At 56.0% G+C, this 14,995-nt stretch carries 14 protein-coding genes; 1 reads left to right on the top strand and 13 read right to left on the bottom strand.

The features are described 5' to 3' along the window. Window positions 1–50 precede the first annotated feature (50 nt). The 13 genes from ACGY09_RS07630 to atpD all read right to left on the bottom strand — a co-directional run bounded on the left by ACGY09_RS07630 (window position 51) and on the right by atpD (window position 13,837). Window positions 51–2,282 carry a DUF1549 domain-containing protein gene (locus ACGY09_RS07630; RefSeq protein WP_397571077.1) on the bottom strand — a complete coding sequence of 744 codons (2,232 nt, stop codon included), beginning with the start codon at window positions 2,280–2,282 and terminating at the stop codon, window positions 51–53. A 921-nt stretch (window positions 2,283–3,203) separates the two neighbouring features. After that, a complete protein-coding gene (locus ACGY09_RS07625; protein ID WP_373650875.1) occupies window positions 3,204–3,710 on the bottom strand; it encodes a DUF2314 domain-containing protein in 507 nt (168 codons plus the stop codon). 334 nt (window positions 3,711–4,044) lie between these two features. Next, complete coding sequence (locus ACGY09_RS07620) at window positions 4,045–5,379, bottom strand: tetratricopeptide repeat protein (RefSeq protein WP_373650876.1); 1,335 nt, start codon at window positions 5,377–5,379, stop codon at window positions 4,045–4,047. Next, window positions 5,376–6,725: an AAA family ATPase gene (locus ACGY09_RS07615; RefSeq protein ID WP_373650877.1), complete on the bottom strand. Its 1,350-nt coding sequence runs from the start codon at window positions 6,723–6,725 to the stop codon at window positions 5,376–5,378. The genes ACGY09_RS07620 and ACGY09_RS07615 overlap by 4 nt, the downstream gene beginning before the upstream one ends. Window positions 6,726–7,112: 387 nt before the next feature. Further along, window positions 7,113–8,012, bottom strand: a complete 900-nt coding sequence (locus tag ACGY09_RS07610) for a F0F1 ATP synthase subunit gamma (RefSeq protein WP_397571076.1) — start codon at window positions 8,010–8,012, stop codon at window positions 7,113–7,115. An 8-nt stretch (window positions 8,013–8,020) separates the two neighbouring features. Continuing rightward, window positions 8,021–9,550: an alternate F1F0 ATPase, F1 subunit alpha gene (locus ACGY09_RS07605; protein ID WP_397571859.1), complete on the bottom strand. Its 1,530-nt coding sequence runs from the start codon at window positions 9,548–9,550 to the stop codon at window positions 8,021–8,023. A gap of 19 nt (window positions 9,551–9,569) precedes the next feature. After that, a complete protein-coding gene (locus tag ACGY09_RS07600) occupies window positions 9,570–10,364 on the bottom strand; it encodes a F0F1 ATP synthase subunit delta (RefSeq protein WP_397571075.1) in 795 nt (264 codons plus the stop codon). Further along, window positions 10,364–10,645 (bottom strand): F0F1 ATP synthase subunit C, encoded by a 282-nt coding sequence (locus tag ACGY09_RS07595; RefSeq protein WP_373650880.1) that lies wholly within the window; start codon window positions 10,643–10,645, stop codon window positions 10,364–10,366. Before ACGY09_RS07595 ends, ACGY09_RS07600 begins: the two co-directional genes overlap by 1 nt. After that, window positions 10,642–11,358: a F0F1 ATP synthase subunit A gene (locus tag ACGY09_RS07590; RefSeq protein ID WP_397571074.1), complete on the bottom strand. Its 717-nt coding sequence runs from the start codon at window positions 11,356–11,358 to the stop codon at window positions 10,642–10,644. Before ACGY09_RS07590 ends, ACGY09_RS07595 begins: the two co-directional genes overlap by 4 nt. Further along, window positions 11,355–11,672, bottom strand: a complete 318-nt coding sequence (locus tag ACGY09_RS07585) for an ATP synthase subunit I (protein WP_397571073.1) — start codon at window positions 11,670–11,672, stop codon at window positions 11,355–11,357. Before ACGY09_RS07585 ends, ACGY09_RS07590 begins: the two co-directional genes overlap by 4 nt. Next, window positions 11,669–12,031 carry an AtpZ/AtpI family protein gene (locus ACGY09_RS07580; protein ID WP_397571072.1) on the bottom strand — a complete coding sequence of 121 codons (363 nt, stop codon included), beginning with the start codon at window positions 12,029–12,031 and terminating at the stop codon, window positions 11,669–11,671. Before ACGY09_RS07580 ends, ACGY09_RS07585 begins: the two co-directional genes overlap by 4 nt. Next, entirely contained in the window at window positions 12,024–12,458 is a 435-nt protein-coding gene (locus tag ACGY09_RS07575) for a F0F1 ATP synthase subunit epsilon (protein ID WP_373650884.1), read from the bottom strand. The genes ACGY09_RS07580 and ACGY09_RS07575 overlap by 8 nt, the downstream gene beginning before the upstream one ends. Continuing rightward, window positions 12,455–13,837 carry a F0F1 ATP synthase subunit beta gene (gene atpD / locus ACGY09_RS07570; RefSeq protein WP_373650885.1) on the bottom strand — a complete coding sequence of 461 codons (1,383 nt, stop codon included), beginning with the start codon at window positions 13,835–13,837 and terminating at the stop codon, window positions 12,455–12,457. The genes ACGY09_RS07575 and atpD overlap by 4 nt, the downstream gene beginning before the upstream one ends. Before the next feature lie 498 nt (window positions 13,838–14,335). Here atpD and ACGY09_RS07565 point away from each other — a divergent pair, with 498 nt between their 5' ends. Then, window positions 14,336–14,791, top strand: a complete 456-nt coding sequence (locus tag ACGY09_RS07565) for a universal stress protein (RefSeq protein WP_373650886.1) — start codon at window positions 14,336–14,338, stop codon at window positions 14,789–14,791. The last annotated feature ends 204 nt before the right edge of the window (window positions 14,792–14,995 follow it).

Raw genomic sequence — 14,995 nt, 5'->3', positions numbered from 1 at the left:
AAATGGCCACCGGGCCTCGTGATGAAAGTGCGAAGAGCATCTTCGTTTGCCTAATGATTGAACAAGAATTCTTTGGTATTGATCAAAGCCCAGATCAAATCTTGAAAATTTTCTCTCGCAGCCTTTTGTGCATCGACGGGTTGACCGTCGGCACCGACCTGCGGTTCGGTCAAAAAATCGATCGCCGTCTTCAGTTCATCGGGCCGAGGTTCACGTGAGAATGCAGACAGATAGAGTTCCCTAATTTTCTCATCGACTGGTTTCTCTTCTTTGGCGAGTCGCTCGGCTCGACCGTTTGGATTGGCCAGTTTTGACTTCATCTCGCCCGAATTGATCAGGTGCAAGCTTTGGGCGAGGCTAGAGGATTGAACACGTTCGCATTCACAGACACTTTCCCCTTCGGGTCGTCCAAAAACCCGCAGAAACATGGACGATCGATTGTAACTATTGTCAGGTAAGGCCACCGCTCGTGTTCCTGGCGGCAGGTTTGGAAAGTCCGTGGGGCTGTCTGTCAGTTGATCGATGGCGTCAAGCAGAACCTCTGCCTGCAACCGTCGCGGGTAGTACCGCGAATAATCTTGACGGTCTGCGATGTTGTGGGCATTCGGAATCTCGCTGAGCTGATATGTTTGGGAACGCGTCAGTGTGCGGACCAAATCTTTCAAATCGAATCCGCTGGAAATGAAGTGTTTTTCCAGCGCCGCAAGCAGCACGGGATTCGTCGGTGGATTGGTATCGCGGATGTCGTCTTCGGGCTCGATCAATCCTCGTTGGAAAAAGTGCTTCCAATATCGGTTGACCAATGATTTTGCGAAATACGGATTCTGCGGGGAACTCATCCAATCAGCCAGTCGCAGCCGAGGATCTTCATCGGGCATGATCTCAGGAGCAGGGTCCCCTAGTGCCGCGGGTTTTAGCCGGACTCCCGTTTTCACATTGGTCGCCATCGCGATTCCGCGCTTGTGAAAAATCAGATCTTCGCCACGGGTTGACGACGGTTTTCTACCAACTTGAGTGAAAAAAGCGGCCAGCGAGTAGTAGTCGTCCTGACTCCATCGCTCAAAGGGATGATGGTGGCATTGGGCACACTGCATCCGAACGCCCAGAAACAGCTGAGCCACGTCTTCGATCTGTTGTTTCGGGTCTTTGACGCGCTTGTACCAGGCGACCGGCGGATTGCCGATCACGCTCCCTGTAGCCCCCAACAGCTCTCGCACGAATTGATCATACGGCTTGTTCGCCAGCAGACTATCACGGACCCAGGAATGAAAGGCAAAATTGGAGACGATGTCACTGGTATCGTCGCGTCGATTTTTGAGCAGGGCGGTCCACTTACTCGCGAAAAAATCTGCATAGTCAGAACTTTGCAATAAGGCATCGATGATTCGATCTCGCTTATTGACATCTTCGTCTGCCAGAAATCTCTTCACTTCCTCTGCGGTTGGTAAGCGCCCCCCAATATCAAGTGAAACTCTTCGGAGAAACGTGGCGTCATCGCAGACGGCTGACGGAGGAACGCCGATCTCTTTGAGGTTAGAGAAAACCAATTCATCGACGAAATTTTTGGCTGGGGGGACGTATTCGACCGGGGCACCTAATGGGACCGAAGCGCTATACACCGCCACATGCCCCTGGTAGCGGACCATAATCGCGACATTTCCGGAAATGTCCTGGATTTTCACCAACCCCTGAGGCGTCACCTCCGCCATCGCACTGTCGCTGGATTCATACAGCGCCGATTCGGTGACATCGCGACTCGTGCCATCGGAATATCGAGCGATCGCACACAACTGTTGCTGGTCATTAGGTTTGAGTGAACCACGACTCGGTTGAAGTTCGAATGAAACGAACTTAGGGTCACTGTCATTGTCGTAAACAGCCCCCTGCCGAATCCAATCCCGCAGTAATGCATAGCCGGGCGACGAGTATTCGAGTCGTATGCCACCGCCGTGCGGAAGCTGACCTGAGGCCTTCTTTAACAGCAAACTTTGTTCGGGCGCTAACGTAAACAACCGTCGGCCACGCCCTTCTTTCACGAGGTGTTCAAAATCTTCTCGGGGTTCGAAACCGAGCAAAGACAATTGAAAGCCGTTCTGACCGTTGCCTGCTTTCGCATGGCAAGCCCCCGAGTTGCACCCTGACTTTGTCAGTACTTGAACGACATCGTTCACAAAACTGACAGGTTGCTCACCTGCTGCTCCCACGGAAACTGCACACAGAACGCAAGCGAGTCCCGCAATGGAAAGGACTCGAAATCGAAGACCCACAGGAGAACAGGACATTTCATTTCCACTCGAGGTCGAAATCGCACCACGATCGATTGTAGCTCATCCATCGGGTCAGCTGAATGCAACGCATCAAAAAATATCGACGTGAATGAGAATATGCTCGTAAACCATGGACTCCGTTTGTGAACGCCAGGGTCATGGGGGACAGGGCATATCCTGTTGTGCCGCAGGCAGAGCGGGACCGGCTGGGATTTGCCGTCAGCAGCGTTCTGAACCATAGCCACAAGTCCGGAGGTTTGGATGTCCAAGCTCAAGGTGCTGCGGATTGTTTCGGGCGCTGCTTGCTGCGGTGCATCTGCTGTCGGTTAGGGGAGAAACGTGGAGCGAGGTAGCCAGATCAGATTGCGGGACTAGACGTTCGTAGAGCTTTGCAGGATGCGGGGGCACTGCATATCTGCGTGCTTGTCAAGTTTGAGGTGGGTCGAGTCGGCATTGAATAGGGGTTTTGGGACGCGCGAAATCAAAGGAACTTTGGCGAGGAACTGTGCGGGCCGTGTCCCCAGCACCTCCCATTCTGTGCTCGGGCTATCTACTGGCCCTTCGAGGTCGGAGTAGGTTTGGGTGACCCGCATCCGTTCGTGCCGACGGGGACGTCGGCGGTCCCGGGATCGCCGACGTCCTCGTCGGCTTTTTTTAATCTCCACCCAAGGCGAGGAACAGAACGGGCTGTGTCCCAGCACCTACCTGCTCATGAGAAGACTTCGCGGGTTTCGCTGCGGTCGTAGTGACGGTGCTGGCCCGAGGCGGTGGTCGATGCCTTTCTTGATGCAGCAACCTCTCGTGCAGTTTGCGACCGGTCTGGTCATGTCGGCCCGCGCGTCGAGCAGCAACGATGCAGGAAATTGATCCGTTTCATCATTTCTGTCGTGTCGCGCGGGAGTGTCGCGACGGATGCCGTTGCGATTGGATTTTGCGTTACTCGGGGTAGTCGGCGTAGATCAGGGGTGGGGCGTGGTCTGGTTCTCGTTCGGCGAGGATGCGGATGGTGTAGCCGCCGTAGCATTTTCCGTTTTCGTGGATCATCCAGTCGGACACCGCGGACCGATCGACTTTGACCGTGTCTCCGAACTTGAGGCGTGAGATTTCGACGGGGTCATTTGCGCAGGTCGCGGTAATCTGGTTGGCGTCAATCTTGGTGGGAGTAAACCAAATGTGTTCCAGTCCATCGTGATCTGTTTTGAGGCCCAGTTTGATGCTGTAACCTTCAATATCCAGCCGCTGCCAATTCTTTTCGAACTGGTGGAATGTCTCCTTGGCTTTCTGCATCGCCGCGTTCATTTCCTCGTCGGAGTCTTCGATCCGTGTCACCCGATGCGGAACGTCGGGAAGCTGGTTCCGCGTGTCGCATCCAGTGGTGAGTACCACGGACACGGACACGGACAGGGACATGGACAGGAACATTGCGGTTGTGACGTATCTCAATGGAATCTCCTCGATCAATAAGTCATTTGGCCGACACTTCCACCCCAAGGGGCCGGACTCCTTCGGCGTCCCCTTCCCTCCTGGGTGTTGTACCATCGATTCTGGACCTTACCGTCGACTCCGCCGAGTCAGTCGATTCTGCTACGGAGGATTCTGCTACTAGCGACGCTGCCACCGTCTCCTCTGCTACCGGCTCGTCTGCACCGGTGGGGAACAGCTTGTCGTGTCCTTGGGCTTGGGGAAGGCTGCCACTCCGAATTGACGACCGGCGACGTGCTAACTCTGTGGCGAGGCAGATACCTGAATCGGTTCGAAGCGGAACGGGCGTGTTCATTCAGCTTCGACCTGATCTGAGACTCGATCCGGCACTGAGCCAGGTTGAGAGGACGATTCCCCAGACGGAATATCGGAACCACTGTGATGATTTTGCCCCCGCAGCTCTGATGTGCTGTTCCAGTTCCTGAGGGAGTGTTGGCTCACGCAGGACCGGGTTGATTCTGTTTGCGAAATCCCAGGTCGTGTAGGTCGCCATCAGAATGCAGATCGCGACGCCCAATGTGTAGACGGCGAACAGCGTTCGATGTTCAGGACTCTGCCGAAAGGTGGCGGACAGCGGTAGCATCAGCCCCAGATACAACAGTCCCGTTTTCCAGAAGACCGGGGCGATTGCGAGGTCGTAAAGGAAAGAGACTGAAGCGACCAGCAGGCCCATGACCAGGCAGGCGCCGATCAGCATTGATTCCAGGCGTTCGCTCGGACTGAGAATCAGCCGGCCGAAGGAGTCGGTTTGCAGGACCAGATTGAACAACGACGGAGCGGTCCAGGTCATCCAGACGAACAGGACGTAGACGAGGCTGATGGGCCCCGCCAGTGGCTCAAGCATTGGAGCCATTCGCATGAGGCTTGTGAGGGCAAACTGGCCGAAAACCATTCCCAGGACCAGGGCGAATCGGACATTGGGAGGGAAGCGGGTCATCCAGAGAAAGAATTTCAGTAACCAGCCGTAAAGGAAGAATCGCCCCTTCATGGCTTCTACCATGCCCAGCCGCGCCCACTCCAGATTCGGTTCCAGCCGTAATGCTTCGCGAAAATGCGTCGCGGCGTCAGCAGGAAGTCCCTGGTGCAGTTTCGTCCAACCCTGATTGGCGTGAGTGACGGCGTCCTCGGGATTCCGGCTCAGCGTGGCGTCGATGGACTGGCCGGCCTCGTCTTTACGACCGAGATTGACGAGTGCAACCGCTCGCATGTTATTGCAGTTGACGTGATCCGGGTCACATTCCAGTCCTTGTTCGGCCGCCTCCAGCGCTTGCGTCCAGCGATATTGTCCCGCTTCGATGCTCGCCAGAATACCGAAGTGATCTGCGTCCCAGGGTTCGAGATGAATGGCTTCTTCAATTGCTGTCCGGGCTTCTTTCCAGCGCCGCCGATGTCGCTGGATTGCTGCGAGTGCATAGAAGCCTAAGGCCTCTTGCGGTGCCTCCCCGATCGCGGCTTCCGCTTCCGTGATCGCTTCGTCCAGCTTGTCCTGCATGTACAGGCACAGGGCGAGCAACGCGTGCGCGGTGGGCGCATCGGTCCCTTCCGCCAGGGCCAACCGCAGCTCGTCCTCGGCCAGGCTGTAGCGATGCTGCTGGTACAGAAGTTGCGCACGACTGATGTGGATGCTCATTTGAGTTTCAAGTACTTGAGGATATCGTCGTACAGACCACCCTGGTTGGAATACAGTGCATAATTGCGGGCTGACGTGAACCATTCTTTTGTCGAGGGTCGCAGGCTGGCAGCTGCGGAAACCAGATCCCCGGTTGTGATGGGAATCGGCCGCATTGTCTTCATTGCTTCCCGCAGCTTTGCTTCGACCGTCTGATCGACGATGGCCTTCATATCAGCCCCGGAGAAGTCCTTTGTTTTTCGAGCCACCTGTCCGTGGTCAATGGTCTCGACCGGCTTGCCCGTCAGGTGCAATCGCAGGATGTCTGCGCGAGCCGGTTCATCGGGTGGTGGAACGAACAGGATACGGTCGAATCGGCCGGGACGCCGAAATGCCGGATCCAGGTGCCAGGGTGCGTTGGTCGCTGCCAGAATCAACACCCCTTCATTCGACGATTTGGCGCCGTCGAGTTCCGCCAGGAACTGATTCACCAGATGCCGAGAGGCACTCGTCTTCATATCCGTACGACTGGCACCCAGGGCATCCACTTCGTCGAAGAACAGGACACACGGTTGATGCGACCGGGCATAGTCGAAGAGCTCGTGCAGTTTCTTCTCGCTGTTTCCAATCCACATATCCAGGACATCGTTGATCCCGATGCAGATGAATTCGGCATTGATTTCGCCCGCCGTGGCCCGTGCAAGGTGCGTCTTGCCGCAGCCCGGGGGGCCGTACATCAGGATTCCGCCGCCGATTGTCTTCCCGTAGGCCGCGAACATCTCGCGATGCTGCAGCGGGTAAATAATCTTCATGCGAATTTCTTCTTTGAGGGCGTCCATGCCGCCGACCGACCCAAAGTTGATCTTCGGACGCTCGACGGAACTGAGGGACGGCGACGAGGAGTCGTCATCACCATTCCAGGCCGCTCGAACTTTCCCCTCAACGACGTCTGACGTTTCATCGGCGTCTACTCCCAGTTCTGCAGCGAAGACAGGGTCGCGCAGCGATTCGTCCTCGCTGACGGCGCGACGATACTCGGTCACCGCGAACTCGATATCCCCCTGCTGAAACAGTAATCGCGAATGGAGCAGATAGGCGGCTGCGGGGGTATCCCGGTCTTTAATCAGTTGTTCGACGATCACAATCGCGTGGGACGATTTTCCCTGTTGCTCAAACGCGCGCGCCAGTCCCAGCTTCAGTTCCGCATTGTTCCGATCGCGAGAGAGGGCTTCGCGGAATTCCTGTTCGGCTTCATCCGCGCGCCCGAAACCCAGCAGCGTCTCTGCCAGCAGTTTTCGCAGAGGGACGTTGTCGGGTGTCTGAGCAAGGGCCTCTCGCAAACCGCGAATGCTGTCATCTCCAGCCAAGATGGATTCTTTCCTTAAGAAGGTCGCCAATCTTATTTTGAACAGGTCTGCAGCAATGTATCAATTTCTAACAGATCTGGTAGCATGTCTCACAATAGAACCCTCTATTTTAGTGAATAGAGGATACGGAGAGCGGAACAGATTGACACCACCGGCTGCCTTTGGAAAACGTGGGACGGGCACCTTGTGCAATGTAGATTGCTCATTGATTTCGAGCGGACTTCGGAGCCAGTCCCCATTTTTTCAACAGACTGCTGGGTGGCAGGGTCCGTTATTGCTGCAGACGCTGATTCGCCGACCGTGGGGACGTGTTCCGTCGACCCGTTGTCATCGCTCGACGAATGGGGCCTGGGCCGGCGTCCGGAGGGGTGTAACACCTGAGACTGGCTATGGGGTTTTCGCTCGTGGCTTTTGCGTCAGGGTTTCGAAGCCTGCGACGATGTCCAGCAGTTCTTCAGTAATGCCTTGCTGTCTTCGCTGGTGATATTCTTTGGTCAGTTCGTTCAGGTGGGTCTCGATGTTTTTCTCAGCGGCCTGCATCGACGCCAGCCGACTCGAATTCTCGCTCGCCATGGACTCCGCGAATGCGCGATAGAGCGTTACGAACAGGTGCTGACGAACGAGCGATGAAAAGAGCTGTTCCCATTCGAGTGTGTAGGTGGGAAGGGAATGGGACTTCCACTTTTTGTGGGACAGATCGTGAAGCCATTTCCGGTCGATGGGCAACAACTGTCGTTTGTCGGGTTGGAATGATGACCCGGCGGGGCGATGGTGGATGAGCAGGAATTGGTTGATTCCCTTTTGGAAACGGAGCTGCTCAATCTTCAGCAGCAGGTCATTCACACGCGGTGTGATGTTGTCGATCGTGCTGGGGACCATCAAATCCTCAGCGATGGGATAGCCTGCATCTTCCAGTCGTCCGACGATGCGGAGACCGACGGCGAGCAGAGTCAGATCTTCGGGACTACTCGTGAGCGTGCGGAATTCCTCCAGGGCGTACTGAGTGATCTGTTCGTTGAATGAACCGCACATTCCCTGGTCCGACCCAAAGACGACGACGCACCAGCGTTTGCCGGGAACAGGATCGTTCCCCAGCATCCCGGCCCGATGTCGAACGGCGATCTGGAGACCGTCTTCGACCGTCCGGGCATAGTCGTGGAGCGATTCGACCGCTTTTTCGCACTGCCGGATATTGGCGGCGGCGAGGGCTTTCATCACGCGCACGACCGAGTACAGGTCACTGGCGCTCTCTTTTCGCCGTCGCATTGCCTCGAGGGTCTGTGCCATGACGGTTCTTACTCCTTGAGGCTCTCGATCGCAGCGGCGGCGACTTTCAGCAGCTCTTCTCGATCTTCCTTCGTCAGTTTTTCGGCGGAGGTCATCCGGGCGAGCAGTTCGGAAAGGTTTGCGTTGACGGCCTCGCAGATGGCTTGTTCTGCTTTGTGAACGTTGGCCAGAGGAACCTGATTGAGCACTCCTTCAATGGCCGCCAGCAGGACGGCCACCTGTTCGGCCGGAGGCATGGTTTCGTACTGCATCTGCTTAAAGACTTCGCGGACGCGTCGACCCCGTTCCAGCAACTTGCGGGTCTCGTCATCGATGCGGGTGCCGAAGCGGGCGAAGACTTCGAGCTCTTCAAACTGCGAGTAGGAAAGTCGCAGTTCCCCGGCAACGGACCGATAGCAGGGGAGTTGTGCTTTGCCCCCGACTCGGGAGACGGACTTTCCGACATCGATGGCGGGCAGGTTTCCTTTGCGGAACAGATCCGGCGAGAGCACGATTTGTCCGTCGGTGATGGAAATCAGGTTTGTGGGAATGTAAGCCGAAATGTTCTGGGACTGGGTTTCTGCAATCGGCAGTGCCGTCAGCGAACCGCCCCCATATTCTTCGCGCAGGTGCGTCGAGCGTTCGAGCAACCGGGAATGAAGATAAAAAATATCGCCGGGGTAAGCTTCGCGGCCGGGCGGTCGACGGAGCAGCAGAGAGAGTTCGCGGTAGGCACGGGCATGTCGCGTCAGGTCATCATAAACGATGAGCACATCCCGCCCCTGCTCCATGAAGTACTCGGCCATGGTGGTCGCAGCATACGGTGCGATGAACTGGACGCCTGGTGAATCGTCCCCCGAGGCGACGACGACCAATGTGTATTTCAGGGCGTCATAATGCTGAAGTTGAGCGAGGAACTTGGCGACGGCTGAGTTGCGTTGTCCGATCGCACAGTACACACACAGGACATTCGTATTCCGCTGGTTGAGAATGGTATCGAGGGCAATTGCGGTTTTGCCGGTCTGGCGGTCGCCGACAATCAATTCCCGCTGGCCGCGACCAATCGGAAGAAGTGAATCGATGGCTTTGATCCCCGTCTGCAGCGGCTTCGTGACCGGGGCACGATGCATGATCGGTGGTGCGGGCCGTTCGATCGTCCGTCGCTGCGGCATGCGTAAGGGGCCCTGATCATCGAGGGGTTGCCCGAGTGCGCTGACGACCCGGCCGATCAATTGATCGCCGACGGGAACATCCAGGATGCGTCCCGTTCGATAGGCAGGGATTCCTGCGATCAACTTGTTGCTCGACCCGAGCAGCACCACGCCAACTTCATCGGGATCGAGGTTATAAGCCATCCCCAGAGTACCGCCTTGAAAGCGGATCAGTTCCTCGGCCTGTACTCCAGGAATCCCGCGGACTTGTGCGACCCCCTGGCCGACAGAGATGACTCGTCCGACTTCCTGAGTGGCGAGTTCTGACTGCGACCGGGAAAGGCTGTGATCGATGAGCGCGAACGTCTCAGCCAAAGTCGAAGTCAGATTAGGCTGCACGGTGGGCATCGTGGGCACAGGGGGTTGTTCAGGCTTTATCGCTTTGGGGCTTACCATGCTCGATCACTTTTTCTTCAATGGATTGAAAGATCACGTTCTCGAGGTCTGTCAGGTAGGAATCGAGACTCCAGACCAGGCGTTGGGACTGGATTCGGAGCTCGATTCCGCAGATCAACTCGGGAATCGTCGTGAATTCGATCTCCAGGTCCTGCTTGAGTGACTCGGCGAGATGCGTACGGAGTTGCTCGCGCAGATCTTCCGCGACAGGAAATGATGTTCTTACCTCGGCGTGTCCTGACGCTTCTCGGGCGGCACTCACCATCGCCTGATGTTCGCGTTCATCGAGTGCATCCCAATGGTTCAGAAAGGCGTTCAGAACTTGCGATTCGAGATCGGTGTTGGCGATCTGATTCATCGCGTGGCGCGTGATCGAGACGACCTGCTGAGCGACTTTTTCTTGTACGTCGTCGAGGATTTCCGTCCGTTCCCGCTCAAGGGCTTCATACCACTGCGAGCGGACCTCTTCGGAATTCGCTTCCGTTTTTTTAATCAACTGCTGTCGATAGGCCTCGGCTTCCTGTTTGGCCACAGCCAGCATCGCCTGCTTTTGTTGATCTGCTTCGTGAATCCTGGCGCGGTATGTCTCTTTCTCGGCCGCTGCCGCCTTACGTTCTTCGGCGGCGGATTCCAACTGGCTGACGATCTTTTTCTCTCGCTCGTCCATTGCCCGGACGATTCGATCGTACAGCAGGTAATGCAGCAGCCAGACCAGGATGGCAAAGTTAATGATCTGTGCGATCAGGGTAAACCAGTCGATTTGCACTACTGGCCTCCTGCAGCTTGAACCACGTGATTCCAGAATGGGTTTGCGAAGATGAGGATCATCGACACCACGAAGCAGTAGATGGCAGAGGATTCGATCATGGCGATCGCGATGAACAGCGTTCGCGTGATCGTAGGTGAAGCATCCGGCTGCTGTGCCAGTGCCGTCATGGCTTTGGCAATCGCATACCCTTCACCAATTGCAGTCAGCGGCGCACCAAATCCAATCGTTGCGCCCGCCGTGATGATCGAAACCATGCCGATCAAATCGACACTATTCATGAAAGATCTCCGTTTTCTGAGGTGAGGTCCTGCGTTGCATGTAATTCATCGTGGCTGCGGCTTGCTGAGGCAATAAAGACCAGAGCCAGGATTGAGAAGATGTAGGCTTGAATGACACCGAGCAGCAGTCCCAGGGCATTCATCACAATCGGGAACAGCAGCGGCGCAATCGCCAGCACGGTTGCTGCGATCATCGAACCGCTCATCATGTTGCCGAAAAGGCGGATGGCCAGAGATAAGGTCCGGGTCAGTTCGCCCATGATATTGAAGGGGAGCATCATGGGAGTCGGCTTGAGATAATCACCCAGGTAGGCTTTCCAGCCTCGGGAGGTAATGCCGAAATAAGGGACAGCGACGAACACACATAATGCCAGAGCCCCGGTGGTTGAGAGGGACCCGGTCGGGGGATGAAAGCCGGGAACGATCGAGAGGGTGTTACAGGTCAGAATGAACAGGAACAAGGTGCCGATAAAGGGGAGGAAGCGACCAGGGTCTTGCTCGGTCACTTCGCGCAACTGGCTCTGGATCATGTTGACAATGATTTCGAGCAGATTTTGCCCTCGGCTGAGATTTGTGCCGCTCGAGAGATTTCGAGTGATCAGCCATGATCCTGCTGCCAGCAGGAACATCACCAGCCAGGTGAAGACCAGGGTCGCATTGATTTTCACGAACCCTGCCTGGAAGTAGATGATCGTGTCGGGAGTAATATTCATTGCGGCATTTCTTCTTTACGAATGGATGACTCACTTGCCTGGAGAGATCGAACTGAGGCAACCCAGAACAGCCGCATCGTGATAAAGCCAACGAGACAGGCGATTGCCCGTTCCCAGCGGTCCCCCATGACGAGATAGAACACACCGATCGTCACCAGCGTGCGGATAATCGCACTGGTCATGACGAGTAGTACGGGCATGCGTGTTCGGGGAAGCTGCTGGATGGTAAGCCACAGGCCGCCGAAGTAGAGCAACCCGACGGCCAGTCCAGCCCCGAAGGCCAGTACCAGGTAGATAAAGTCCAGGGTCGTCAATGAGAATCATTCCTCCGATTGTCGATAGACTGCTGTTCTTTACTGACCCAAAGCCAGGCACTCAGGCAGCCTAATGTGACGCCGGCTAATAGCATCGCCAACGACCATGAGAAGTGGCCGGGGAATCTTCGATCAAGCCAGAGTCCAAGTATCACACCAAGCAGTGTCGGGACGGCGATGGACCATCCGACTGCTCCAAAGGCACTGAATCCCACCAGCAGCGTATGGTCCTTGTGCTGACGTGCAGAGACTTTCTGCTTTTCGCGGGCTTCAATTTGTTTACGGAAGCGGTCGAGGTTGCGAGATACGAATTGCGGATCATCCAGCGGCGCGTTGTGGTCATGTGGTTGCTCAGACATAGCCCCCTCCTTCCCGCCCCAGGACCTGGCGGACGAGGCTGGCCTCGAGGTGTTCGAGCGCCAGTCGTGCCTGTTGTTCCTTTTCTCCCAGGGCGGCAAACTGAGCCTGTATGGCTTTGTTGAGCTCTCCCAGCGGACCTTGTACCGCATTCCACGTCGACACGAGGACGTCGGCGCCCCGTTTGACAAGAATCCCTTCATCGATGGCGATGTAGAGATCACTGGCATCGTCTTGAGTTGTTTGTGGGTCCGTTTCTGCAGAAAGATCTGGTGTCAGAGAAAGAATTCCGGACGTCAGTGCCGTGACAAAATCGACATGGCGAGGGAGCAGACAGAAGGATCCATTCTTGGCTTCCGCGACGACTTTGAGCGCGCGCTGCTCCAGAAAAATGCCGGACGGGACCACAATTTTGACGCGCATGCTCATGATTTGCGGGCCTCGTCAATGGTACCGATCATGTACAACGCTCGTTCGGGGTAATCAGAGAACTCGTCATTCAGAATCCGCTCACAACCGGTCAGCGTATCTTCCAGATCGACCATCTTTCCTTCGCGGCCTGTGAACTGGCCCGTTGTGAAGAAGGGCTGAGTGAGGAATCGTTCGAGCCGTCGCGCACGGTGGACGAGTTTCTGATCGTCGCGGGAAAGCTCTTCCAGTCCCAGCATGGCGATCACGTCTTTGAGATCTTCGTAGCCAGCCAGTGTCTCTCGAACGCGTCGGGCGACGTTGTAGTGACGTTCTCCCACGAGGGGAGGCGTCAACATTTTGGATTCTGAGCGCAGAGGATCGATCGCGGGATAAAAGCCCTGACTCGCCCGATCGCGAGAGAGGACGATCAGCGATGAGAGGTGTCCGAAGGTGTGTGTGACCGCCGGGTCTGTGAAGTCATCTGCGGGAACATAGACCGCCTGAACCGAGGTAATCGCGGCCTCGTTGGTGGTGCAGATCCGTTCTTCCAGTTCCGCCAGCTCAGTCCCCAGCGTCGGCTGATATCCCATGCGAGAGGGGAGTCTCCCTAAGAGCCCGGAGACCTCGGATCCGGCTTGAATAAACCGGAAGATGTTATCCATCAACAGGAGGACGTCCTGCTTGTGATCGTCGCGGAAGTATTCCGCCATCGTCAACGCGGCATGACCGACGCGGAATCTCGCACCTGGAGGCTCGTTCATCTGACCGAAGACCAGGACGGTACTCTTGAGCACACCCGCTTCATCGACGTCGCGGTAGAGCTCTTCTGCTTCGCGGGATCGTTCGCCAATACCGCAGAAGATGGTGACACCATCATGACGGCCGACCACATTGTTGATCAATTCGGTAATGAGCACGGTCTTACCGACACCGGCTCCTCCGAACAGCCCTGCCTTGCCACCCCGCTCCAGCGGTGACAGCAGATCGATTGCCTTGATCCCTGTGACGAAAATCTCTGTTGTGGTTCCCTGGCGAGCCAACGAGATCGGAGGATTGTGCAGTGGCCGTCGAATGCCATCGGTCAGTTCCTCCTTTTCGTCGAGAGCCTTTCCGAACACGTTCACGGCGCGCCCGAGTAAGCGTTGTCCCACGGGAACCAACAGCGGGTGGCCGGTATCGACAACGGTGGAACCCCGTGCCAATCCGGCTGTCGGAGTCAGGGCGATGCCACGCACGATCTGGGGCGTCAAATGCGTGACGACCTCGATGATGATGGAATCGTCCGGTCCTGCACGCAATTCGGAATTGAGCTCGGGAAGTTGAGCAGGAAAATGCACATCCACAACGCTGCTTCGTACCGAAATGACGGTACCGTGCACTCGATGAGTTTCACTCATTCCGATCTCCTGCGTTTTCTGTCCCGGTTGTGGCGAGCACCGACAGACTCGGAGCCGTCGGAATAGTGGATCTTCTAAAAATCATCCAACCTCAGTTCATATCACCTGCGCTTAAAGCCAGGTGTGTTGCGGGGACGTGACTTTTGCATCGTTTGTCGTTCTGGACTCTACCCATTCAGCGGGCCTGAGTTTCTCTTCAATTCTCGAAAATTAAAAATCAATTGACTTCTGGCCAATTCCTGGTAGGGAGAAGCCTTCCCTTCAGAGCTCGACCTGCAACAATACGCTCGGACGGTGTCGGCGGATGACGATAATCTCGTTTCATAATCCACATTTCACGATTTGGCTACCCGCATTCAGCAACAATTGAACGTGGGCAGAAAACTCCTGTCGCAAGCGCGGAACTGGCTTCCCGTTTTGCAGGAACGGATTGTGTTTTTCTCCGTGGTCCGCTTTCTACTTTTGACTTGAATTCGACTTCCATTAAAGAGGTTTGTGATGAGAATTCTACTGGCAGTTGATGGCTCTCGGTGCAGTGATGCTGCGATCGATGAGACAAGTCGCATGCCGTGGCCATCAGAAACGATTGTCAAAGTGGTGATCGTCGATGCGCCTCTCGGGCGGGGCCGTATGCCAGGCAGTTCCACCGCCTACGATGAATTGGTTCAGCAACAGCGGCAGGAAGTCACTGGGGTTTTGCAGGCAGCCACAGCGCGACTGAGAAAAGCTGCGCCGCACCTGACAGTTCAGTCGAAATTGCTGGAGGGAAATCCCAAGGATGGGATTGTCCGTGAAGCCGAAGACTGGCAGGCCGATCTGATCGTTGTCGGCTCGCACGGGTATGGCCCCATCCGCCGATTCTTCATGGGGTCCGTATCCATGTTTGTCGCGCATAATGCTCCCTGTTCTGTTTATATATCCAGAAGCAAAGACGCGCCGACCCCAGAGGACTGAGCTCGTCTCTCTCAATTCATGTGAGTCTGTCATCAGCCATCTCCGGGTTCACGCAGGGCCCGGAATGCGCAGCATTGGCGACTGACTGTCGAATGAGGGACCTCATTCGATCCAAATCGGAGTGACTCGATTCTGAACCGAGTCACGATCCTGTGCGTAATCTGTTTGCTCCGTCCGAATACCGAAGCGGGCGAAAGCCACTCT

The sequence above is a fragment of the Schlesneria sphaerica genome, assembly GCF_044336245.1.
GTDB lineage: Bacteria > Planctomycetota > Planctomycetia > Planctomycetales > Planctomycetaceae > Schlesneria > Schlesneria sphaerica.
Note: the sequence above shows the minus strand (reverse complement) of the source record. Positions and strands in the feature narration are given on the sequence as shown.

Excerpts from the sequence above, each read along its gene's own strand:
- atpD (WP_373650885.1), bottom strand. The coding sequence starts at position 13,837 with ATGAGTGAAACTCATCGAGTGCACGGTACCGTCATTTCGGTACGAAGC.
- ACGY09_RS07575 (WP_373650884.1), bottom strand. The coding sequence starts at position 12,458 with ATGAGCATGCGCGTCAAAATTGTGGTCCCGTCCGGCATTTTTCTGGAG.
- ACGY09_RS07605 (WP_397571859.1), bottom strand. The coding sequence starts at position 9,550 with ATGCCCACCGTGCAGCCTAATCTGACTTCGACTTTGGCTGAGACGTTC.
- ACGY09_RS07610 (WP_397571076.1), bottom strand. The coding sequence starts at position 8,012 with ATGGCACAGACCCTCGAGGCAATGCGACGGCGAAAAGAGAGCGCCAGT.
- ACGY09_RS07620 (WP_373650876.1), bottom strand. The coding sequence starts at position 5,379 with ATGAGCATCCACATCAGTCGTGCGCAACTTCTGTACCAGCAGCATCGC.
- ACGY09_RS07630 (WP_397571077.1), bottom strand. The coding sequence starts at position 2,282 with ATGTCCTGTTCTCCTGTGGGTCTTCGATTTCGAGTCCTTTCCATTGCG.
- ACGY09_RS07565 (WP_373650886.1), top strand. The coding sequence starts at position 14,336 with ATGAGAATTCTACTGGCAGTTGATGGCTCTCGGTGCAGTGATGCTGCG.
- ACGY09_RS07580 (WP_397571072.1), bottom strand. The coding sequence starts at position 12,031 with ATGTCTGAGCAACCACATGACCACAACGCGCCGCTGGATGATCCGCAA.
- ACGY09_RS07590 (WP_397571074.1), bottom strand. The coding sequence starts at position 11,358 with ATGAATATTACTCCCGACACGATCATCTACTTCCAGGCAGGGTTCGTG.
- ACGY09_RS07595 (WP_373650880.1), bottom strand. The coding sequence starts at position 10,645 with ATGAATAGTGTCGATTTGATCGGCATGGTTTCGATCATCACGGCGGGC.